Origin of the sequence: Halomonas sp. GXIMD04776 (assembly GCF_049808615.1) — a bacterium.
Taxonomy (GTDB): domain Bacteria; phylum Pseudomonadota; class Gammaproteobacteria; order Pseudomonadales; family Halomonadaceae; genus Modicisalibacter.
Window position 1 is genome coordinate 64,819 of record NZ_JBNCAN010000020.1, and the last position, 20,933, is coordinate 85,751.

Annotated in this window: 21 protein-coding genes; 8 read left to right on the forward strand and 13 right to left on the reverse strand. The window is 60.1% G+C overall.

Going from position 1 to position 20,933, the window contains the following annotated elements; genetic code table 11:
• The first annotated feature begins 8 nt into the window (after window positions 1-8).
• The 4 genes from tusC (at window position 9) to ACPF7Z_RS14060 (ending at window position 1,692) form a co-directional block, all read left to right on the forward strand.
• The gene (gene tusC / locus ACPF7Z_RS14045) at window positions 9-383 is read left to right on the forward strand and encodes a sulfurtransferase complex subunit TusC (RefSeq protein WP_425193873.1); all 375 of its coding nucleotides are present in this window, start codon (window positions 9-11) and stop codon (window positions 381-383) included.
• A gap of 76 nt (window positions 384-459) precedes the next feature.
• Window positions 460-750 carry a sulfurtransferase complex subunit TusB gene (gene tusB, locus ACPF7Z_RS14050; RefSeq protein WP_425193874.1) on the forward strand — a complete coding sequence of 97 codons (291 nt, stop codon included), beginning with the start codon at window positions 460-462 and terminating at the stop codon, window positions 748-750.
• Entirely contained in the window at window positions 750-1,103 is a 354-nt protein-coding gene (locus ACPF7Z_RS14055) for a TusE/DsrC/DsvC family sulfur relay protein (RefSeq protein WP_425193875.1), read from the forward strand. The genes tusB and ACPF7Z_RS14055 overlap by 1 nt, the downstream gene beginning before the upstream one ends.
• Before the next feature lie 28 nt (window positions 1,104-1,131).
• Complete coding sequence (locus ACPF7Z_RS14060) at window positions 1,132-1,692, forward strand: ACP phosphodiesterase (RefSeq protein ID WP_425193909.1); 561 nt, start codon at window positions 1,132-1,134, stop codon at window positions 1,690-1,692.
• 8 nt (window positions 1,693-1,700) lie between these two features.
• Here ACPF7Z_RS14060 and glp read toward each other — a convergent pair whose 3' ends face one another.
• From glp to ACPF7Z_RS14115, 11 genes are all read right to left on the reverse strand, one after another.
• Window positions 1,701-2,966, reverse strand: a complete 1,266-nt coding sequence (gene glp, locus ACPF7Z_RS14065) for a gephyrin-like molybdotransferase Glp (protein WP_425193876.1) — start codon at window positions 2,964-2,966, stop codon at window positions 1,701-1,703.
• Window positions 2,959-3,489, reverse strand: coding sequence for a molybdenum cofactor biosynthesis protein B (gene moaB / locus ACPF7Z_RS14070; RefSeq protein WP_425193877.1), 531 nt, complete (start codon window positions 3,487-3,489; stop codon window positions 2,959-2,961). The genes glp and moaB overlap by 8 nt, the downstream gene beginning before the upstream one ends.
• Complete coding sequence (locus tag ACPF7Z_RS14075; protein ID WP_425193878.1) at window positions 3,486-3,800, reverse strand: DUF1244 domain-containing protein; 315 nt, start codon at window positions 3,798-3,800, stop codon at window positions 3,486-3,488. Before ACPF7Z_RS14075 ends, moaB begins: the two co-directional genes overlap by 4 nt.
• A gap of 114 nt (window positions 3,801-3,914) precedes the next feature.
• A complete protein-coding gene (locus ACPF7Z_RS14080; protein ID WP_425193879.1) occupies window positions 3,915-4,976 on the reverse strand; it encodes a formate dehydrogenase subunit gamma in 1,062 nt (353 codons plus the stop codon).
• A gap of 10 nt (window positions 4,977-4,986) precedes the next feature.
• A complete protein-coding gene (fdh3B, locus tag ACPF7Z_RS14085) occupies window positions 4,987-5,625 on the reverse strand; it encodes a formate dehydrogenase FDH3 subunit beta (protein WP_425193880.1) in 639 nt (212 codons plus the stop codon).
• Window positions 5,626-5,697: 72 nt separating this feature from the next.
• Window positions 5,698-8,565: a formate dehydrogenase subunit alpha gene (locus ACPF7Z_RS14090; RefSeq protein WP_425193881.1), complete on the reverse strand. Its 2,868-nt coding sequence runs from the start codon at window positions 8,563-8,565 to the stop codon at window positions 5,698-5,700.
• A 24-nt stretch (window positions 8,566-8,589) separates the two neighbouring features.
• Entirely contained in the window at window positions 8,590-8,820 is a 231-nt protein-coding gene (locus tag ACPF7Z_RS14095; RefSeq protein WP_425193882.1) for a twin-arginine translocation pathway signal, read from the reverse strand.
• A gap of 52 nt (window positions 8,821-8,872) precedes the next feature.
• Window positions 8,873-9,604: a TorD/DmsD family molecular chaperone gene (locus tag ACPF7Z_RS14100; protein WP_425193883.1), complete on the reverse strand. Its 732-nt coding sequence runs from the start codon at window positions 9,602-9,604 to the stop codon at window positions 8,873-8,875.
• Complete coding sequence (locus tag ACPF7Z_RS14105) at window positions 9,601-11,304, reverse strand: 4Fe-4S dicluster domain-containing protein (protein ID WP_425193884.1); 1,704 nt, start codon at window positions 11,302-11,304, stop codon at window positions 9,601-9,603. The genes ACPF7Z_RS14100 and ACPF7Z_RS14105 overlap by 4 nt, the downstream gene beginning before the upstream one ends.
• A 193-nt stretch (window positions 11,305-11,497) precedes the next feature.
• On the reverse strand, window positions 11,498-12,160 hold the full coding sequence (locus ACPF7Z_RS14110) for a DUF3306 domain-containing protein (protein ID WP_425193885.1): 663 nt from the start codon (window positions 12,158-12,160) through the stop codon (window positions 11,498-11,500).
• Entirely contained in the window at window positions 12,157-12,585 is a 429-nt protein-coding gene (locus ACPF7Z_RS14115; protein WP_425193886.1) for a DUF3305 domain-containing protein, read from the reverse strand. Before ACPF7Z_RS14115 ends, ACPF7Z_RS14110 begins: the two co-directional genes overlap by 4 nt.
• Before the next feature lie 188 nt (window positions 12,586-12,773).
• Between ACPF7Z_RS14115 and ACPF7Z_RS14120 the strand changes: the two genes are divergently transcribed.
• The 3 genes from ACPF7Z_RS14120 to ACPF7Z_RS14130 all read left to right on the forward strand — a co-directional run bounded on the left by ACPF7Z_RS14120 (window position 12,774) and on the right by ACPF7Z_RS14130 (window position 16,191).
• On the forward strand, window positions 12,774-13,685 hold the full coding sequence (locus tag ACPF7Z_RS14120) for a formate dehydrogenase accessory sulfurtransferase FdhD (RefSeq protein WP_425193887.1): 912 nt from the start codon (window positions 12,774-12,776) through the stop codon (window positions 13,683-13,685).
• Window positions 13,682-14,623, forward strand: a complete 942-nt coding sequence (locus ACPF7Z_RS14125) for a substrate-binding domain-containing protein (protein WP_425193888.1) — start codon at window positions 13,682-13,684, stop codon at window positions 14,621-14,623. Before ACPF7Z_RS14120 ends, ACPF7Z_RS14125 begins: the two co-directional genes overlap by 4 nt.
• 131 nt (window positions 14,624-14,754) lie before the next feature.
• Complete coding sequence (locus ACPF7Z_RS14130) at window positions 14,755-16,191, forward strand: APC family permease (RefSeq protein ID WP_425193889.1); 1,437 nt, start codon at window positions 14,755-14,757, stop codon at window positions 16,189-16,191.
• Window positions 16,192-16,238: 47 nt separating this feature from the next.
• Here the strand turns inward: ACPF7Z_RS14130 and ACPF7Z_RS14135 are convergent, their stop codons facing one another.
• Together ACPF7Z_RS14135 and ACPF7Z_RS14140 are read right to left on the reverse strand one after the other, a co-directional pair.
• A complete protein-coding gene (locus ACPF7Z_RS14135; RefSeq protein WP_425193890.1) occupies window positions 16,239-16,871 on the reverse strand; it encodes a helix-turn-helix domain-containing protein in 633 nt (210 codons plus the stop codon).
• A 97-nt stretch (window positions 16,872-16,968) separates the two neighbouring features.
• Window positions 16,969-17,952, reverse strand: a complete 984-nt coding sequence (locus ACPF7Z_RS14140; protein ID WP_425193891.1) for a histone deacetylase family protein — start codon at window positions 17,950-17,952, stop codon at window positions 16,969-16,971.
• 106 nt (window positions 17,953-18,058) lie between these two features.
• Here ACPF7Z_RS14140 and ACPF7Z_RS14145 point away from each other — a divergent pair, with 106 nt between their 5' ends.
• Complete coding sequence (locus ACPF7Z_RS14145) at window positions 18,059-20,803, forward strand: GNAT family N-acetyltransferase (RefSeq protein WP_425193892.1); 2,745 nt, start codon at window positions 18,059-18,061, stop codon at window positions 20,801-20,803.
• Window positions 20,804-20,933: the final 130 nt, after the last annotated feature.

The following is a 20,933-nucleotide window of genomic DNA, read 5'->3' on the forward strand; positions in this document are numbered from 1 at the left end:
GGGGATGAATGAAAAACGATGAGCTCTCAACCGGCATGCTCGTGGTTTTACGCCATGCACCGCATGGCAGTAGCTGGTTACGAGAGGGACTGGACGTTGCACTCGTTGGGGCCGCCTTCGGCCAGACGGTCAGCCTGCTGTTTCTGGGCGATGGTGTCGAAGCGCTTATTAGTGGGCAGCAGCAAGGGGCATTGGGCCAGAAGGGAACGCACCCGACCTTGGATATGCTGGCCATGTACGATATTGATACACTGTTGGTCGATGCCGAATCCCTTGCTCAACGCGGTCTGACCGAAGCGGACCTGCAGTTGCCGGTAACGCAGGTCAGCCCCGGAGAGCTGCCGGATGTATTCTCACGACATGCGCCGGTATTCAGTTTTTAGCGATCGGCATAAACAGGGGAGGAGAGGTGAGAATGGTTCGTTGCGGGATGGCTTTGTCGTAAGGAGACGACCAATAATGTTACTGCACCTACTCAATCGTTCTGTGGCGTCCAGTCATGTCTATCGAGAGGCGTTGCGCGCCATGGGTGACGATGACTGTCTATTGCTGACAGAGGATGGCGTTTATGGCGCCGTGGCACCTCTGGTCGAGCATTTTTCTTCGATCTCCGGGCGCTTGTTTGCGCTACGTGAGGATCTGGCGTCTCGGGGTCTGGAGGGGCGTTGCGCCGAGCAGGTCATTGTCGTGGATATGGATGGATTCGTGCAGCTGACCGAAGAAGCCGAGCGTACGGTGAGTTGGTTCTGATGACGACGACGATCGCTGCGCGTTCTCTCAGAGTTGAAGGACGCGACATCCTGCTGGATCCCGAAGGTTATCTGGTGAATCTCTCGGACTGGACACCCGCGGTGGCCGAGGCGTTGGCCGTTGAGGAAGGGCGGACGCTAACGCCGGAGCATTGGGAGGTCATCGACGTATTGCGTGACTTCTATGCGCGCTTCGAGATGGCGCCGGCCATGCGCCCCTTGGTCAAGGCGGTAGGGCAAGCCCTGGGGCCGGAGAAGGGCAAGTCCCTACATCTGATGAGGCTGTTCCCCGAGAGTCCGGCCAAGGTCGGCGCCCGGTTGGCGGGTTTGCCCAAGCCCACCAACTGTTTATGACGGGGCTTTTGTCGATGCGAGGACGCTTCTGAATTTTCTGGCCCATGCCTGGCTGGCCCGAGGCGGCAATGATGCCTTCCTTTACGGTAATCTGATTGCCGATGGGGTCAAGGGAAGTAATCTGAGTGACTGGTCGAGCGACATCGCCGCGGGCATACGACACCATCGACGAGTGGATGCGGTTGTCGATGCGCATCCGGTGATTCTTGATGCTCGGGCCAGGGCGCCTCGGGAAGGGCGACGCTACGTCGGCATCGCGCTCGATCTGGTGTGGGATCACTTCGTCGCCCGCACCTGTATCCGCGACAGTCGCGACCAAGCCCTGGTTCAACGCTGTTACCGCCTGCTTGATGAGCGCCCGGCACCGGCTCGGTTGGCCAGCATGATGCCGATACTGATCGAGCAGGATTGGTTGAACGGCTACGCGGATTTCAGTTTTACCTGCAGCGCCGTAGCCGGCGTCGGGAGGCGGTTATCCGGCCCCAACCGTCTGGCTGAGCTCGTTCCATGGCTGAAAGCCGACTATGCTGTGCTTGAACAGGATTTTGCCCGCTTGTGGCCGGAGTTGAACCGTCAACTGGGCGTCTAGGTCTTCGCTTACCCCTCGATCAGCCACAAACATTCGATCACTTCGCCTTGCTCGATGGTGCTATTGGCGGGAATTATTGCCAAGGCATCCGCTTCGACGCAGGATGACAGCACCGCGGAATTCTGATCCTCAAACGCCTGCGCAACAATCCCGGTAGCGCCGAATTCGAGCATGACCCGCATATAGTGGCGCCGCGCCTGGGTGCTGGTGGCAAAGCCGGCGCGGACATGCAGGCGGGGCAGACTGGACAAGGCGGGGCAGCCGAGCAGAGCGCCGAGCAAGGGCCGAAGAAAGATCCAGGCACCCACGAAGCCGGAGACCGGGTTGCCGGGCAGTCCGACGAAGCGCGCCTCGCCTTTATCTGTATTTTCAGCGCTGCGGGGTAATCGTCCCAGCGCCAGGGGTTTGCCCGGGCGCATGGCCAGGCGCCAGAGATCGAGTTGCCCAAGGCTTTCCAAAGCCCGCTTGACGTGATCTTCTTCCCCGACACTCACTCCCCCGGTAGACACCACCACATCGGCCTGTTCCGCCGCCTGGCGTAATGTCTGGCAAGTGGCCTCGAAGTTATCGGATACCGAGACGGCCATGACCACTTCGGCACCGAAGCGCTCCAGCAGGCGTTTGAGCATGGGGCGGTTGGAGTTGTAAATCTGTCCCGGTCGCAATGGCGTGCCTGGATCGATGATTTCATCGCCAGTGGAGAGCAGCGCCACTCTGGGCCGGCGTCGTACCGCTGCCTCGGTCACTCCCTGGCCCGCCAGATGGCCCAACGCCGCTGCTTCCAGCCGGGTTCCTGCCGGCAGGAGCCGTTTACCGCGTTGCACGTCACGGCCACGACGACGAACGTTATCGCCGGTCGGGATATCCGCGGGAATGCGCATGCCGTCAGCACACTCCTCGACCCTTTCCTGCATGACGACGCAATCGGCGCCGGGGGGAATCTCACCCCCGGTAAAGATGCGCGCACAGCTATCAGGTGCCAAAGGTTGCGGCGAATGACCGGCGGCAACGCGCTGGGATACGGGCAATATCCGACCGGCATCCGCCGCGCGCAGGGCATATCCGTCCATCGCGCTGTTGTCTGCCGGCGGAACATCATGTTGGGCGTTTACATCTTCCGCCAGCACGCGACCTGCGGCTTTATCGACGTCTAGGCACTCGGCATCCATCGGCGAGAGGCTTTCCAGCAACGCCGCAAGCGCCGCCTCGACGCTTTGCATTCCATTGCCGGACATTTCAGCCTTTCCAATCTCGACCTTTCCAATTTCAGCCATGCTGACCTCGACCGGGGATGACCAGGTTGGCGAAGTTACAGGGCTGATGACGGCTATCGAGCTGCTCCTTGAGAATGCCGTCCCAGGCGGTGCGACAGGCGCCGGTGGAACCGGGCAGGCAGAACACCACGGTGGCGTTGGCCAGTCCGCCCAGGCAACGGCTCTGGACCGTCGAGCTGCCGATCTCCTGCCAGGAGAGGTGACGGAACAATTCACCGAAGCCCTCGATGGTCTTGTCGAGTAGCACGCCCACTGCCTCCGGGGTAGAGTCGCGCCCGGTAAAACCGGTGCCGCCGGTGGTCAGGATCACCTGGATGCGTTCATCGGCAATCCATTCGGCAACCACTGCGCGAATGCGGTAAACGTCGTCGACGACGATGCGCTTATCGATGGCGGTGTGCCCGGCCTCACGCAGGCGTTCGACCAGGGCCTGCCCCGACCGGTCAGTGTCTTCGGTGCGGGTATCCGAGATCGTCAGTACCGCGATATTGAGGGCGACAAAGGCGTCACGATCGGCGCTCATGCATTTTCCTTGTGGCTGTGGCGTGCTTCGAGGGCGGCTTGCTGTTCTGCTGTCGCAGGTGTCTGATACTTCTTTTTCCACTGCTCGTAGGGCATGCCGTAGACATATTCTCGGGCGCTATCGTAGTCGAGTTCCGCGCCTCGTTCCTCGGCGGCGGCAACCATCCATTTGGACAGGCAGTTACGGCAGAAATCGGCCAGGATCATCAGGTCGATGTTCTGCACTTCCTTATGGGCATCGAGGTGATCGAGCAAGCGCCGAAAGGCGGCGGCCTCGATCTCGGTGCGAGTGGTGTCATCGATATGCTGCATGGTCCGATCTCCGTAGGGCTGACAATGAGGTGAATATCATAACAAAAGACACCGCCCCTGTTGTTGAAAGGGGCGGTGTCGAAAGGGTCGATCCAGAACGTCTTGCGGTGCAACTCAATTGGGGCGATGGGCTTTCGCCGTTCCATCATCCGCGGCCTTTTCTTCAGGCGCGGTATCGGCCTTGTGCATGACCTCCTCGTACCACAGGTTGTGATGCTGCTTGGCCCAGGTCTCATCGACATAGCCGGTCTTCATGGCCTCGAAAGCGCCTTCGGTGCCCAGGGTGCCGATATAGATATGGCCCAACGCCACCGCCACCAGCCCCAGGGAGCCGATGGCATGCACCATGTTGGCCCACTGCATGGTGTCGCGCCCTTGATCGAAGTTAGGAAAATCCAGGACTAGACCGCTCGCCACCACCAGCAGTCCCACGCTGGCAAGCAGCCAGTACCATGCCTTTTCCCCGGCATTGGCAAATCCCGCGTCCGGGTGTGCCTTGCCGACGATACCGCCCCCTTGTTTGAACCAGGTCCAGTCGTGTTTCTTGGGAATATTGATGGTCAACCATTTGGCCAGCACCAGGATCAACATGATGCCGAACAGCGGCCCCAGATAGTTGTGTATCAACTTGGTGCCCGAGATCATCGGCGCCCAGAAGCCGTCGCCGAACAGCGGTCGAAACACGAACTTGCCATACAGCAGGTTGAGTCCGGTCAAGGCCAAGGCAATGAACAACGTCGCCAGAGTCCAGTGCATTGCCCGCTCGATAGCGGTCCAGCGCAGCATCCTGCGTCCGGTGCGAGGGTTATCGAGGGTCTTCTTGCCGACGATCAAGTAGAAGACGAGGATAATCGCCAGCATACCGCCAACGGCGATCAGCCCCCCCGGGGATATCCAGCGATTGCGAACCTGACGCCAGTACTCGCCACTCTGATTGATCAGGTTGTAGGTGGAGTCGGCCCGAGTGTCGATGAAATCCTCGCCGTCTCTCACCTGGCGCCAGGTATCGGCGGTCACCGGCCCGACCGATGTCGCTATTTCGCCCTGAGGCGTCCAGCCCTCGCCGCGGGATTGAGACTGTTCTTCCGCCACGACGACAGAACTCAGTGCGAAGGTGAATAACAGCAAGGTTGCCACCTGCAATAAGTGCCGCGAAAGCCTAGTGAGTGACCGCATGATCGCCTCCTTACCCTTGACGGGTCGCATCGTAGGCCAGGTTATCGACCGATGCGCCCTGGCGCTGGCTGCGCTCGCGACGCTGATTGCCCGACCAGGCGCCGTCCTCGTGACCGCGCTGCACGACGCGCTGACGGAAGATGTCGGCGACCTCCTGGGCATCGCCGGCGAGCAGTGCCTTGGTCGAACACATCTCGGCGCACAACGGAAGTTTGCCCTCGGCGATGCGGTTGGCACCGTACTTTTCGTACTCTTCTTCCTTGGTTTCCGCTGGGCCACCCGCGCAGAAGGTGCACTTGTCCATCTTGCCGCGCTCGCCGAAGGCGTTCTGTTTGGGGAATTGTGGCGCGCCGAAGGGGCAGGCATACAGACAGTAGCCGCAGCCGATGCATAGATCCTTATCGTGCAATACGATGCCATCGTCGCGCTGATAGAGTGTCTCGGTCGGACAGACGGCAATACAGGGCGCATCGTCGCAGTGCATGCAGGCCACCGAAATGGAGACTTCCGTGGGTTCGCCATCATCGATGGTGACTACTCGGCGGCGCTGGATGCCCCAGGGCACTTCGTTGGCATTCTTGCAGGCGGTGACGCAGCCGTTGCATTCGATGCAGCGCTCCGCATCACACATGAATTTCATTGTCGCCATGTTCTTCTCCTCATCGGGAGCGAGACGATCCTCGCTCCCGAATGTCGCTGTCGGGTCGTTAGTTCAAGCGGCTCAGGCGGTGGCCTTCTCAAGACGACACAAGGTGACTTTGGTCTCCTGCATCTGGGTTACGCTGTCGTAGCCATAGGTCGTGGCGGTGTTGGCCGCCTCGCCCAGCACATAGGGCTGAGCGCCTTCCGGGTAATGACTCGCCAGACTCTTGCCCTCGAACACGCCGCCGAAGTGGAAAGGCATGAACACCACATCGCGACCGACGCGAGGGGTGACCATGGCCTTGATCTTCACACGACCGCCTTCAGCGCCTTCGAGCCAGACCATGTCGTCGTTCTCGATGCCCAGATCGTTGGCCAGCGCCGGATTGATCTCGACGAACATCTCCTGCTGCAACTCGGCGAGCCAGGACATGGAGCGGGTCTCTTCACCACCGCCTTCGTATTCCACCAGGCGTCCCGAGGTCAGGGTGATCGGGTAGCGCTCGCTGACGTCGTTCTCCTGGATCGAGCGGTAGAGGGTCGGCAGACGATAAAGCGACTCGAAATCGTCCCAGGTCGGGAACTTCTCGACCAAGTCGCGCCGTGCCGTGTACAAGGGTTCGCGATGCTTGGGAATGGGGTCCGGGAAGGTCCATACCTCGCAGCGCGCCTTGGCATTGCCGAAGGGCGCGCAGCCGTGATCAATGGCGACCCGCTGTATACCGCCGGAAAGGTCGGTCTTCCAGTTCTTGCCTTCCGCGGCCGCCTTTTCCTTGTCGCTAAGCTCTTCCCACCAGCCCAGTTGCTTGAGCATCTCAGCGGTAAATTCCGGATAGCCGTCATTGAGATCCGAGCCTTTGCTATAGACGCCATCCGCCAGCAGGCTCACACCGTCGCGCTCGACGCCGAAGCGGGCACGGAAGGTCAGGCCACCTTCCTTGACCGGCTTGCTGGTGTCGTAAAGCAGAGGTGTGCCGGGATGATTCATCTCGGCGTTGCCCCAGCAAGGCCAGGGTAATCCATAGTAGTCGCCATCCGCCGGACCGCCTTCGGCCTGCATGGTGCGAAAGCTGAAGGTATGCCAGTTCTGCTGATGGCTCTTGAGACGCTCCGGACTCTGGCCAGTGTAGCCGACCGTCCACATCCCTTTGTTGAACTCTCGGGTGATGTCCTCGACCAGGGGTTCGTTGCCGTTGACCTTGATGTGTTTGCATAGCTGTTCGGCAAAGCCTAGTTTCTTGGCCAACAGATACATGATCTCGTGGTCGGGGCGCGACTCGAACTGCGGCTCGATGACCCGGTCGCGCCATTGCAGTGCCCGGTTGGTGGCGGTGACGCTGCCGGTGGTCTCGAACTGCGTACAGGCGGGCAACAGGTAAACGCCATCGCTGCGATCGTGCATGACCGCGGCAACGGTAGGGTAGGGATCGACGATGACCATCAGCTCGAGCTGATTCATGGCCTTCTTCATTTCCGGGCCGCGGGTCTGAGAGTTGACCGCATGACCCCAGTAGAACATCCCCTTCAGGCTGGTGCGCTGGGCGATATTCTCGTCCTTTTCCAATACGCCATCGATCCAGCGGGACACGGTGATGCCGTCGCTGTACATCGGCGGTCCACCGGCATATTCGGTCTGATCGAATCGGCTCTTGAGCCATTCATACTCGACGTCCCAGATTTCCGCCCAGTGCTGCCAGGCGCCTTCGGAAAGGCCATAATAGCCGGGCAGGGAGTGGGACATTAGGCCCAGATCGGTGGCGCCCTGGACGTTGTCGTGGCCGCGGAAGATGTTGGCGCCGCCGCCGGATTTACCGATGTTGCCCAGCGCCAGTTCGAGAATGCAGTAGGCGCGGGTATTGTTGTTGCCGGTGGTGTGCTGGGTGCCGCCCATGCACCACACGATGCAACCGGGGCGATTGTCCGCCAGGCGTTTGGCAACGTCGTACATCTCGGCTTCCGGCACCCCGGTCACGGACTCGACCACGTCCGGGGTGAAGGCGGCCACTTCCTTGCGCACCTTGTCCATGCCGTAGACCCGCTGTTCGATGTAGGTCTTGTCTTCCCAGCCATTTTCGAAGATGTGCCACAAGAGACCCCACACGTAGGCGACATCCGAGCCCGGGCGCAGACGCACGTACTTGGTGGCCTTGGCAGCGGTGCGAGTGAAGCGTGGATCGACCACGATGATCTCGGCGTTGCTGCGTTCCTTGGCCAGCAAGATGTGCTGCATGGCCACCGGGTGGGCTTCGCAAGGGTTGGAACCAATGAACAGAATCGAACGGCTGTTCTGCAGGTCGTTGAGCGAGTTGGTCATCGCCCCATAGCCCCAGGTATTGGCCACCCCGGCCACGGTGGTGGAGTGACAGATACGCGCCTGGTGATCGGTGTTGTTGGTGCCGAACAGGGCGGCGAACTTGCGCATGAAGTAGGCCTGTTCATTGCTGAACTTGGCCGAGCCCAGCCAGTAGACGCTGTCGGGACCGTGCTTGTCGCGCAGTTCGAGCACCTTGTCGCCCACTTCCTCGATGGCCTGCTCCCAGGAAAGGCGTTTCCACTCGCCGCCTTCGAGTTTCATCGGATATTTGAGGCGCCGGGAAGAGTGGCCATGTTCGCGTAGCGAGGCACCCTTGGCGCAATGGGCGCCGCGATTGATGGGATGATCGAAGGCGGGTTCCTGTTTGGTCCAGACGCCTTCCTGCACCTCGGCATAGACGCCGCAACCCACCGAGCAGTGAGAGCAGATGGTGCGCTTGGTTTCGATGGGCGCATCCGAGACCTGAGTTTTTTCCTGGGCATCGGCGCGACGCATCATGGTGTTGCCCATGAAGCCTGCCGCTGCCAGGCCGCCGGTGGCGACACCACTGCGTTGCAGGAACTGGCGGCGTGTGACGCCGAGTCCCTTGCCAATGGGTTCGACGGGCTGAGCGGATTTACGTGTCAGTCGCATGATAACGAATCCTCGGTTGAGCGCTCAGTCGCGCAGGGTGGCGTAGAAGGCGCGGACATGATCGGTCTCGCGATACAGACGTGGCTGATCGATGGCATCGCCGGGATCGTCATCCTTGCTCCTGGCGTGAACGAAGGTGGCATTGCCGAGACCGGCGGCAGCCCCCGCGGCGGCGGTGCCCAGGCCTAGAACCCTTAGAAAACGACGGCGCCCAAGGGTCGGTTGGCTGGCGGGTTTGTCGGGTGTGTGGCTCATGGCGATTTCCTCAGCACATCATTGTTGATAGCGACGTTCTGCCCCAACGCAGTCAAGGCGTCGAGGGGTCGTGTCGTGATGAATCAGGTGAATCGAATAGGGTAGTAGAGGCGATAGCGCGTGGCGTTTCGTCAGGTACGTTCAGTGCAGCCTCCTGCTGCAAGAAAGTGTGGCCCAACTGGCCGACACTGGCATAGAAAGGGGTATCGACCCGGGCGAGGTCGGTCATGAAGTCGCTGCCCCAGGAGGCCAGATGGCGTTGAAAGAAAATCGCCTGCTGCTCGGGGTCGCTTTCGATGAGCATGGCCATCACCTCGAGCATGGCGGCGATGTGATCCTCCGGCTCCTTGACGTCCGGGGCGCGTTCAAAGCCCAGACGCTTGAGATCGCGGCGTAACTCGACCAGCGGCATCTCCATTAACGAGCCGGTCAGATACCAGGAGGCATAGGGCACCAGCTCGCCCTGAATGACTCCGATCAGATGACGAAAGTGGGCGCGCTCCAGGCCTTCGGGGCGCGCCGTGGCCGCCGCGAGGGTAAGGGCCTTCCAGGAGGTCTTAAGATCGCCATTGTCCTCGATGATATCGAGGTCTGCCAGAAAGCCGAGCAGATCCGCATCCGGCGCTTCTCTCAGAAGCCGTGCCAGCAAACGGTAGATGTCGGCACGCAAGCCATCGTGGCCGCTGAGCCTGAGCGCCGCTTCATCACTCGTCTCTTCATCACCCGTCGCTGTCATGGTCTCTTCCATCAGTTCACCGGCATCGCCGGTCCCCGTCGTGTTCATATCTTCAACTGCGCCTCGGGATTGCGAGCCATATCGCGCCAGACGTCCTTGACTCGACAATCTTCGCACATCTCCAGGCGGCGTATCGCATCGCCGGCGAAGTAGGGATGATCGACGAGCTTGGCCTTGATGCTGGCGATCGTGCTCGAGGTGGCAAAGGGTTTGCCGCAGCTGATGCAGGCGAAGGCGTCTTCCTCCTTGCATACTCGAGCGGTGTTACGCGCTTCGAGATCGCTGAGAAAGCCTGGCAACAAGGTGATGGCATTCTCGGGACAGGCGTTGTCGCACAGACCGCACTGCACACAGTCCGCTTCACGAAACCCAAGCCGTGGGGAGTTGTCGCCCCCGCTCAGTGCCGATGTCGGGCATACCGCGACACAGGCCATGCAAAGCGTGCAGGCGGCTTCATCCACCTTGATGGCACCAAAGGGCGCGCCGCTGGGGACAGGTTCACGGCGAGCGCTGGGTTGACCTTGGCTGCCCAGATAATCGATGACCGCGTTGAGTCGATCGCGTTTATGGGCTGTCAGGTCGGGCTCTTCTCGTGCAATCAGACAATCGAAACGCGCCGGGGCGTCGCGCACAGTCGTCGACTCATCGAGGGTGATGATGCGTAGCGGATCGTGGCCGAGGGCGGAAAGTAACGTACGCGCCTGGTCGAGTTGATCGTCTATTAAGAGGGATAGGCTCTCGGGAAGGCCCGCATGACGCTGAATACGTACTTCCGCCGCGCCATCGGCGATGCCCGCCAGCCAGTGTTCGAGACCGGCGGCACCCAGCTCCTCCAGGGGTATATCGAGCACATGAGGCGCTGCGGGCGTCGGTTCCTGTTCTAGCCAGGCTTGATCGCAGAAGCGCAGGACCGGTGCCACGCCGCCTGCCTGACGATAGGCGGCGAGCAGACGCCGAACGAAATCGAGCTGACGCTGAGGCTGTGGGAGCAAGTACTGAATGGCGCCGGTGGGGCAGGCGCTGGTGCAGCTACCGGCACCGTGACAGAGATAGGGGTCGATCTCGATCCAGGACTCGATGCGCCGCTTGACGCTCTTGATGGCATCCGCGGGACAGACGTCAAGGCAGCGGATGCAGCCGCTCTGGCCGCGACCGGCGTGAGCACAGATGTCATGGTTGATCTGGAAATACTTGGGCTTCTCGAACTCGCCCACGCTGTCGGCCAGGGTAGCGAGCGCTTCGTCATAGGCGACAGTATCGATGCCGACCGCATGATAGCCCGGCGGCGGCAGCTGCAGGTCGAGGTGGGCCGGTGTGTTCAGATCCAGCACCAGATCGAAGTGATCGCGCCGGATACAGGCCCGGGCGAGGTTGAGTGCCGGCGCATCCTCAACGGCAATCTCCGCCTGGAAGGCGCCGAGATAGCCGCTCAGTCGCAGATGGCGGGCCTGGTAGCAGGGTAACGCCTCCGTGGCTCGATAGGCTTGAGCGATGCCCTCCGATTCGGTAACCGGCGTGGCGGCGGTGATCAACAAGGCGATCGAGCCAAGCGTGCCGGCATCCTGCAAACGTTGGGCAGCCAGTCGTGCGTCACGTTCACTACCGATGATCAGTAAGTGGCCGTGACTGCGATAGCTGATGCTGCTGGGCGTCAGGTTGACCGGCCAGGATACCTGCGCATAGGCCGCGTCTTTGGCCGCGCGATCGCGGGACGGGTCCAGCGATGCGGCGGGAATACGATTCGCCATGTCACCTCAATACGTTACGGTCTAAAAGATAGCGGCGAATAATAATTTTATAGGTGGTCGCTAGATCGAGACCATCGCCGGAATCCTTGATCCTTGAATAGTTAAGCAGGCTTGAGACCTGAGTCCTGGTAGGCAAACTCCGGTAAAAGGAAGACGAGCGGTAAGCCGAAGCCGCGACGCAGGTAAAGTTGTATCAAACTGACCGGTCAATGGATCGTGCTGGGTCAAAAGCGCTACGTGAAGTCTCTTTATCCGGATCATTGTTCTGGTGCTCATTGGTCAGCGCCGGTTCATTGGCGGCATGTGCCGCCTCTTGCGTTCTCTCGGGCGCGGGGATCTTCGAGGCGTTTTCATCGGTAGCGGTTTCGCTACTCGCCGTTTCGTCGGCGTCCTCCGTGAGCTTGTGCATCCAGCGCCTTAACTGTGCTGCGTTCTCTCCGCTGAGTTTGCGCATTTTCGTGAAATCGTGATCGTAATCGTCGAGCCCGTCTCTCTGATTATAGCTTTCTGCCGCGAACATGCGACGTAGCGCACGGCGCTTGAGTGACGGGCTGACCCCGGCTTGCAGAAAGGCGCTCAAGTCGCTCCCCGGGGCGAGCGTATCCGGGTCCGGTAGCTGAGCGTCGATCGTATCCGCCAGGCTATCGGGCTGAAGCTGGGGCTGCGCTGCCTCTTGTTCCTGCAGGACCGCCGGAGCGTGCTCTTCCCCCGGTGTTGGCGATAGGCCAACGTCCGGTGATGCTCTTTCGTTTTCTAGGTCGGCGGGCGTCTGGATCGAGGCTGGGGTATGCTCGTCACGTTCATGGTCGGCTTCCAGTCCGCGCTTGCGCCGGGACCAACGTTCGAAACGACTCATGCCTGATTCTCCCGGGCACGACCAGCGCCCTTGGGTTTCTTCTTGCGTCCCTCTTCCGGTGCCTCGCCGTGACGAGCCAAATAGGCTTCGATCCATAGCTGAATGGCCAGCGGCATCGGGGTGTCGAGCACCAGCCAGTCGCCATCCATCCAGCCCGCCGCCACTTCCTGGCTGGCGGTGATGGCACTAGCGCTTGCAAAGCCCTGACTTTCTTCACAACGCAGGAATAGCCGTGGATGTTCGGCAGACAGGTTGTGGCGGTAGGCGCTACGCTCGGTCATGTAAAGTTGTAAATCGAGCGCCTGTGGGCCTTGATCGCCGGGCTCTAGCTCGGCGACATGCCATTGCGTCATGCTGAAACCCTTGACCGTGCGCTGTTCGGAGGCAAGCTGCACATTCAAGGTACGTAGGCTGGTGCTGGTCATAAGGAGAGGCCCCTGATAAGTGCAATGCGATGCTTGACTGGTTGGAACGCAACCACACCCGATATAGTGATCAAGCTGTCGCCATGTGTCTACTAGCGCTACGTCATCCCGGCGCTGCACCGGCCTATCCTCGAACTATCAACGAGTTGTCACTGAAGTGTATCCAGGCGAACAGGAGAACGCGTGCCATGAGCCCAATCAGTGTGAGTCAGGCGCGTTTGCCGACCACCGTGGAAATTGCCGTCACCGATGAATATGGCGAGACTCGACAACAGGCCATCGCGGCCGAGCGGGCATTGACGCTGTATCTCAATCGGCGCGAGATCGTCACCTTGATGACCCTGGGGGCGGAGCCTGAAGCGCTGGTCGTCGGTTATCTGCGCAATCAGGGGCTGATTGCGCGTCGGGAGGATCTTCAGGCAGTGCAGGTCGACTGGGACGTGGAAGCTGCAGCGGTCGTCACCCGGCATCAGCCGGAGGATCTCGAGGCCCGGCTGGCGCAGCGTACCGTGACCACCGGCTGCGGTCAGGGCACCGTGTTCGGGCGCTTGCTCGATGCCACCGCGCTCAAACCGCTGCCTCATACCCGCTTGGGGCAATCCATGCTTTATCGCCTGCTCGATAACCTGGGTGCCTATAACGAGACCTATCGCAGTGCCGGGGCGGTACACGGCTGCGCCCTGTGCCATCAGGATCGGGTGCTCGATTTCGTCGAGGACGTGGGTCGGCACAATGCGGTGGATACCCTGGCGGGACGGCAATGGCTGTATGCGGATGACGCCTCGATGGCCGCTATCGACGACGCGGACATCTTCTACACCACAGGCCGTTTGACCTCGGAAATGGTACTCAAGGTGGCTCAGATGGGCATCAGTGTGCTGGTATCCCGTTCCGGCGTGACCCAGAAGGGCGTCGAGCTGGCGCAGCGTTTCGGGGTGCTGTTGGTTGCCCGGGCCAAGGGCAAGCACTTTCAGGCGATCCATGGCGCTGACCGATTGATACTCGATAGCCCGCCGCCGCGGCGACCCGGAGACCGGGCGAGCCATCGATCGCGTAATCAAGCGGCTCAGAACAAACGCCGACAGGAGAAGGCGCAGTGAGCGAGGCGGACAATCCATTTCTCAATGTTCACCAGGTTGCAGAGCTTTTGCATCTCAACGAGAAGAAGATCTATCAGCTGGCCAGCGATGGGGTGATACCGGCCACCAAGATCACCGGTAAATGGTTGTTTCCGCGCCGACTGGTGGAGCATTGGATTCTCGAATCCTGCCATCACGGCGTATTGGCGGATCGCTTGATGATCACCGGCAGCGACGATCCGCTGCTGGCGGCCATGGTCATGCGTCTCAACCAACAGCAGCGCGGCCAGGCGTTCTATGGGTACAGCGTCACCGGCACGCAACTGGGGCTGGAGCTTTTGTCCCAGGGCAGGGCGGATGTCTGCGCCATCCACTGGGGGCGTGCCGAGGAGAGCGAGTTGCGCCATCCGGCGTTGATTCGTGGGCACCAGGGCTATCGCCATTGGACGATGGTACGCCTGTTCCGTCGTTCCCAAGGGTTGATCATTCGCAGTGAAGATCGTCATCTGTCGCTGAGCCCTCGGGGGCTTTCGCAAGGGGTGTCTCAAGGGCTTTCCGGCGCCAGTCGGCGCTGGGTAATGCGTCAGGAAGGGGCCGGATCGCAACGCTTTCTCAAGGAGTGGTTGGCAAGCCAGCAATTGCGCCTCGAGCAACTCAATTGCAACGCCATCGCCTATAGTGAACGTGAGGTCGCCTCGATGATTGCCCGCCACGAGGCAGATATCGGTCCGGGGACCTTGTCGGCGGCCAACGAGTTCGGCCTGGGCTTCATACCGGTAAGCGAGGAGGCCTTCGATCTGGTGACGCCGCGCAATGTCTATTTTCGCTCCTTGTTGCGTCAGCTGTTCGATTATATGGACAGTGCTGCCGGGCTCGCCCTGGCTCAATCCCTCGGCGGCTACTCCCTCGAGGAGTGCGGAAAATTGCTATGGCGAGGGGATGCCGTTCAGCACGATTGACGTTGGTCGAAGATGACCAGAAAACGCTTGTATTACAGGAGTAGGCCCATTAGCGTTGCTTAATCGTTGAATATATAAAACGAACACACCTGATAACCGTATAAAACCAATAGCCTAAGAGGTGGATTCTGATGACGGGTTCAACAACAGAACACAAGCTGGCGCGGGTGCTGGCGCGCAAGGATGTACTGGCGCTCGCCTTCGGTGCCATGATCGGATGGGGCTGGATCGTGCTGACCGGCAGCTGGATACAATCCGCCGGCAGCGTCGGGGCGATCACGGCGTTCGTGTTCGGTGGCATCGCTATCATTCTGGTGGGTCTGACCTACGCGGAGCTGGCCTCGGCGATGCCGCAGGTGGGGGGTGAGCACGTCTACAGCTATCGCGCCCTGGGCCATTTCGCCTCGTTCATCTGTACCTGGGCCATCGTGCTGGGGTATGTCAGCGTGGTGTCCTTCGAGGCCGTTGCGCTGCCCACCGTGGTCGAGCAGCTATTTCCCAACTATGCCGTAGGCCATCTGTGGACCATTGCCGGTTGGGACGTGACCGCCAGTTGGGTCGCGGTCGGGGTGATTGGGTCGCTGGTGATGATGTGGATCAATTACATTGGTATTCGTACCGCGGCGCTGGTGCAGAAGACGGTGACCCTGCTGATACTGGCAGTGGGTATCATGTTCATCACCGGCGCGCTTTTCACCGGGGACAGCGCCACCTTGCAGCCGCTGTTCAGCGTCGAGAATGGCGTCATCGGCGGCATCATGACGGTGCTGATCATGGTGCCGTTCATGTTCGTCGGCTTCGATGTCATACCCCAGGCCGCCGAAGAGATCAATCTGCCTTTCCGGGAAATCGGTCGAGTGCTCATGGCCTCCGTCATCCTCGCGGTGTTCTGGTATGCCTTGATCATTCTGGGCACCGCGCTGATGCTCGATTCGTCAGCACTGGCATCCAGCTCCCTGGCGGTACCGGATGCCATGCAGGCGGTGTTCGCTGCGCCCTGGGCCGGCAACCTGATGGTGCTGGCGGGTATCGCGGGCATCATTACCAGCTGGAATGCCTTCTACATCGGTGGTTCCCGGGCGATCTTTGCCTTGGCCCACGCAGGGATGCTGCCGGCCTTTCTGGCCAAGCTGCACCCCCGTTACCGGACACCGACCAACGCCATTTTGATGATCGGCATCTTGTCGAGCATCGCGCCTTTCTTCGGCCGACCGACCATGGTCTGGCTGGTCGATGCCGGTGGGCTGGGCATCGTCATCGCCTATCTATTCGTGGCCTTGTCATTTCTGGTGTTGCGTTACCGGGAGCCCCAGCTCGAGCGTCCCTTCATGGTGTCTCAGGGAAAGCTGGTCGGCGGATTTGCCGTCGCCCTGTCCTTGGGCATGGTGGTGCTCTATCTGCCCGGTAGTCCGTCGGCGTTGCTGCCGGTGGAGTGGGTCGTGTTCGGTGGCTGGATGATTCTTGGACTGATCATGTATGCCTGGTCTCGGGCGCGCTACGGAGCAGACTACGCCGAGAAAGTGATGCAGCGTGAACTGGCGGGGGATGATCCGTACCTCGGCCGGTAGAAGGCCGCAGGAGGAGCCCCGTGACTTTTTGAATCGGGGGCTCCGTCCTAAACGATCTCGGTGGCGGTGCAGACCGACAACACCGTGGCATCCTCTTCGCTGATCGAGATCAGGGCGTGCCCCATGTCGCTGTCGAAATAGAGGCTGTCGCCCTGTTCGAGACGCAAGGGCTCGTAGAATTCGGTATAGAGCAGCGCACAGCCGTCGAGCACGATCAGAAACTCTTCGCCATCGTGGCGAACCCACTCGCTGAACTCCCGAAAATCCCGCGCCCGCACGATGGTCTTGAACGGGATCATGCGCTTCTGAGCCAATTGACAGGACAGCAGTTCATGTTCGTAGGTCGGCGTCGGGTGCTGTTGCCCGCCACCGCGTCGCGTCAGATCGCGCCGACCCAGCGTATGGGGTTGCGATTTGGGTGGGCTGAGCAACTGCGGTAGATCGATTCCAAGCCCATTGATGAGTTTCTGTACGGCGGTGAAGGTCGGTGATATCTGATCGTTCTCGATCTTGGACAGCGTCGAGCGAGCGAGTCCGGTGCGCTGACTGACATCCTCCAGGGTCCATCGACTGGCCAGACGAATTTCCTTGAGTCGTTCGCCCAGGCGCATCGGTTCGACGAACGGCTTGCGGCCCGAGGCAATGCGCAGAGCGGCATCCTGATCGTTGGTGACGGACATGACGGATTCACTATAGGAAACAAAGTTTCTTGAATCTTAGCATATCCGTTGCGCGATGCGCTTACCTGACGGTCGCCAAGCGCTCTTCCGCCAATGTCTAGCCTTTGGCGATCGGGGCATCGTAACGGCACGCCCCCTCGCTTTGTTTCTCATGATAGGGCAGGCCCAGCAACGCCTTGACATGGGCCGTGGCGCTTCTGCCGAGGGCCTCCGGGTTGTAGCCTCCCTCGAGTACCGACACCAGGCGGTGGCCGGCATAGCCTCGGGCGACGTCCATGGCCAGGTTGGTAATCCAGTAATAATCCTCGTCTTCCAGGCAGATATCCGCCATCGGATCTTCTCGATGTGCGTCGAAACCGGCGGAGACCAGAATCAGCTCCGGCTTATGGGCCTGCAGCGCCGGCAACCAGTCGCGTTCGATGGCATGGCGAAAGGTGCGGCTGTCGCAGCCGGCATCGAGAGGCGTGCACACCACGTTGTCCGCTTCGGGACGCAGGTAACGCCATGGATAGAAAGGGTATTGATAGCTGGTACAGATGAGAATGTCGGGGTCGTTGGCGAAGATATCGATAGTACCGTTGCACTGATGGACATCGAAATCGAGGATGGCGATACGCTTGAGGCCGTACTTCGCGCGCGCATGGGCCGCTCCCACGGCAACGTTGTTGTAGAAACAAAACCCCATCGCCTCCGTGGCCTCGGCGTGGTGACCCGGCGGGCGCACGGCACAGAACACGTTGTCCGCCTGATGGCGGAAGACCTGGTCGATACCACGTACTACGGCGCCCGACGCCAGACGCGCAACCTTGAGACTGTCCGGGTTCATGAAGGTGTCGTTGTCGAGATTGGTCAAGCCGTGGCAGGGAACACACTTGTCCAGTGAGCGAAGATGGCGTTGTGGGTGAACCAGCATGAGCTGTTCGTCGGTGACCGATTTTGCCTCGGACTGCATGGTCTGTTGCAGGATGCCTTCGAGGGCCAGGCGTGCGTGTATCGCGTCCAGACGCTTGGGGCTCTCCGGATGCTCCGGGCCCATATTGTGAAGAACGCAATGAGGATGAGTAATAAAGGATGTAATCATGGCCGCTCTCCACACTGTTATGATGCAACATTAATCGGCAATGCGACTTGCACGACAGTGTCCTTAAGTCGTACACAAGCAGAGTCTTTCTATTGAGGAGATCGTCGTGGGCACGCGTTTTCTGCGTAATTTCTTCGAACCAAGCACGCTGGCCGTGATCGGCGCCTCCGAGAAGAGCCATTCGATGGGCGGGCTGGTGCTCAGAAATCTTCAGGAAGGAAAATTTCCAGGAACACTCTGGGCCGTCAACCCCAAGGGCTATGATACCGTCTTCAGCACTCCATGCGTCAGGAGAGTGCAGGACCTGCCGCGAGCGCCGGATCTGGCGATCATCTGCTCACCGGTCGTTACCGTGCCGGCTACCATCGAGCAACTGGGTCGTCTTGGGGTGAAGGCGACGATGGTACTGTCCGGTGGATCATTTCTGGACGAGAGCACGTCGCAGGAAGGTTCCATTCGAGAACGCATGCTGGCCGCCGCAAGGCGTTCCGGCATTCGGGTACTGGGCCCTGAGTGCATGGGCCTGATCGTGCCGGGGCGCCATCTCAACGCCACCTATTCCAGCCAGCCGGTCAAGGCAGGCAAGGTTGCCTATCTGGGGCAGTCGGGCATGCTCGGCAATGCCATGATCGATTGGGCCGTCGGGCAGGGCATCGGGTTCTCCCATCTGGTGACACTCGGGGACAGCGTCGATGTCATGCTTCCCGATTTGATCGACTATATCAATCAGAACTCCCCGGCTCAGGCCATCTTGCTGCACCTCGAGCGTGTCAGCGACGCCCAGCATCTCATGACGGCGCTGCGGGAGGCGTCACGCAACCGCCTGGTATTGGCGATCAAGAGCGGTCGTACGGAGCAATCGGATTTATCGGGGCTGCCGGCGACGCCGGGAATTGTCAATCGCGATAGCGTGTTCGAAGCTGCATTGGCCCGGGCGGGGGTGGTGCGCGTCGACAATTCCGATGAGTTGTTCGATGCGCTCGGCACCCTGTCACGCATGCGACCGTTGCGTGGGGATCGATTGGCGATCGTTGCTAATGGGCTGGGGCCGGCGCTACTTGCCATCGATCGCTTGATCATGGCCGGTGGCAAGTTGGCCCAATTCACTGACACGACACGACAGGCCCTGCTGGACAGTGATTTCGACATGAGTCTGCCCGGTAGCAATCCGGTGGATCTTGGGGGTAACGCCACACCGGAGAAGTTCGTCGGCGCATTGGAAATCATTGCCGCCGATGCCAACGTCGATGCGGTGCTGGTCGTGCATGCACCGACACGCATGGCACCCTCGAAAATTACTGCGGAGGCAGTGGTCGCTCATCGCAAGCGCTTCAAGCGTAATCTGCTGACCAGTTGGATGGGGTTGGAAGAGGCGCTGTCGGCCCGTCACGAATGCCATCTGGCCGGTATTCCGACCTATATCTCTCCGGAAAAGGCGGTCAAGGCCTTCATGCACATGGTGGACTATCAGCGAGTGCAGGCGCTGCTACAGGAGACGCCACCCAGTTTGCCCTTCGGTACCACCGCCGACATCCGCCAGCGCTGTCATAAATTGATTGCCGAGGCCAGGGCACGGGGGCGCGATCGCCTTAGCCACCAGGAAACCGGCGAAGCGCTTCAGGCCTACGGCATTTCTACGGCCGCAAGCCGTTATGTCGCCAATGCGGAGGAAGCAGCAGCGGCTTTCGAGGAACTGCAGGAGCCACTAGGACTCAAGGCGGTCCATGAGCAGGGCTGTCTGCCTTTTCATTACGATAAGCACCCGCGTAAACCCTCTTCTGGCTTGCTGCAGGATTTGAACAGCGCTGCCGAGGTGGCCAAGGGGGTGGAGCGTCTTCGGGAGGAAGTGCAAACACAATATCCCGGGAGTCAGATATACAGCTATTGCCTGCAACCGATGCAGCGTGGCAAGCACTCCATCCAACTGTGCGCAGGCATCACCCGGGATCCGGTATTCGGGCCGGTCATCGTGTTTGGTATCGGGGGGTATCGAACCAACGTACTGGCCGATCGCCATGTGGCCCTGCCACCGTTGAACATGACCCTGGCGGGTGACTTGATCGCCAACACCCATGCCGGCAAATTGATTCTCGAACATTCTCGCGACCCACAGCGGGATCTCGACAGGATGTGTCAGCTACTGGTCAAGCTCTCGCAGATGGCGTCAGACTTGCTCGAATTGCGGGGCCTGGAAATCAATCCGCTATTGCTCAATCGCGACGGGATGATCGCCGTAGACTTTGCCATGGATCTGGGTGTGCCGGCCCGCCATGCCATCATGCCTTACCCGGAGGAGCTGCGAGAGTGGGTGAGGTTGAAAAACGACATGCAGGTCGAGATCCGCCCGGTGCGCGGCGAAGATGCGCCACTGATTACCCGCTTTCATTCGCAGCTCTCCGAGGAAAGCATTCGTTTTCGCTATTTTCATAATAAGGCCGACTTGACCAAACGCGACCTGGCGATGCTGGCGCAGATCAACTATGACCGCCAGATGGCATTCATCGCCGAACATACGCGCAACGATGGCGAGAAAGAGATGCTTGGGGTGGTTCGGGTGTGGAACGATCCGGACAATATACGCACGGAATTTTCCGTCATCATCCGCGATGACATGCAAGGGTTAGGCTTGGGTAGCCTGCTGATGAAGAAGATGATCGGCTACTGCAAAAGCGTGGGTACTCTGGAGATGATCGGCAAGATCATGGTCGACAATCATCCCATGCGTGGCTTGATGAAGCATCTGGGATTCAGGTTGCATTACAACATGGAAGAGCAAGTAGTGGATGCGGTATTGCGGCTTAATGAACCCACCAGTGATTGGCAGCGTCATCGTCTGGAAGCTCAGCCCTGATCACTTGGCATCAGGCGAGGATGGGCATCGAGCGTGAAAGCGCCGATTTGATACTCCCCGAGCGACCCCGTATGATAGCGATCGCATAAATATGGGTTATCAAAAGCCAGTTTAACCATCACAAGGTGAT

Coding starts and splice junctions, on each gene's coding strand:
- ACPF7Z_RS14095 (WP_425193882.1), bottom strand. CDS start 8,820: ATGAGCCACACACCCGACAAACCCGCCAGCCAACCGACCCTTGGGCGC.
- ACPF7Z_RS14055 (WP_425193875.1), top strand. CDS start 750: ATGACGACGACGATCGCTGCGCGTTCTCTCAGAGTTGAAGGACGCGAC.
- ACPF7Z_RS14090 (WP_425193881.1), bottom strand. CDS start 8,565: ATGCGACTGACACGTAAATCCGCTCAGCCCGTCGAACCCATTGGCAAG.
- ACPF7Z_RS14080 (WP_425193879.1), bottom strand. CDS start 4,976: ATGCGGTCACTCACTAGGCTTTCGCGGCACTTATTGCAGGTGGCAACC.
- ACPF7Z_RS14120 (WP_425193887.1), top strand. CDS start 12,774: ATGAGCCCAATCAGTGTGAGTCAGGCGCGTTTGCCGACCACCGTGGAA.
- tusC (WP_425193873.1), top strand. CDS start 9: ATGAAAAACGATGAGCTCTCAACCGGCATGCTCGTGGTTTTACGCCAT.
- ACPF7Z_RS14140 (WP_425193891.1), bottom strand. CDS start 17,952: ATGATTACATCCTTTATTACTCATCCTCATTGCGTTCTTCACAATATG.
- tusB (WP_425193874.1), top strand. CDS start 460: ATGTTACTGCACCTACTCAATCGTTCTGTGGCGTCCAGTCATGTCTAT.
- ACPF7Z_RS14135 (WP_425193890.1), bottom strand. CDS start 16,871: ATGTCCGTCACCAACGATCAGGATGCCGCTCTGCGCATTGCCTCGGGC.
- moaB (WP_425193877.1), bottom strand. CDS start 3,489: ATGAGCGCCGATCGTGACGCCTTTGTCGCCCTCAATATCGCGGTACTG.
- ACPF7Z_RS14075 (WP_425193878.1), bottom strand. CDS start 3,800: ATGCAGCATATCGATGACACCACTCGCACCGAGATCGAGGCCGCCGCC.
- ACPF7Z_RS14105 (WP_425193884.1), bottom strand. CDS start 11,304: ATGGCGAATCGTATTCCCGCCGCATCGCTGGACCCGTCCCGCGATCGC.
- ACPF7Z_RS14110 (WP_425193885.1), bottom strand. CDS start 12,160: ATGAGTCGTTTCGAACGTTGGTCCCGGCGCAAGCGCGGACTGGAAGCC.
- fdh3B (WP_425193880.1), bottom strand. CDS start 5,625: ATGGCGACAATGAAATTCATGTGTGATGCGGAGCGCTGCATCGAATGC.
- ACPF7Z_RS14115 (WP_425193886.1), bottom strand. CDS start 12,585: ATGACCAGCACCAGCCTACGTACCTTGAATGTGCAGCTTGCCTCCGAA.
- glp (WP_425193876.1), bottom strand. CDS start 2,966: ATGGCTGAAATTGGAAAGGTCGAGATTGGAAAGGCTGAAATGTCCGGC.
- ACPF7Z_RS14100 (WP_425193883.1), bottom strand. CDS start 9,604: ATGAACACGACGGGGACCGGCGATGCCGGTGAACTGATGGAAGAGACC.
- ACPF7Z_RS14130 (WP_425193889.1), top strand. CDS start 14,755: ATGACGGGTTCAACAACAGAACACAAGCTGGCGCGGGTGCTGGCGCGC.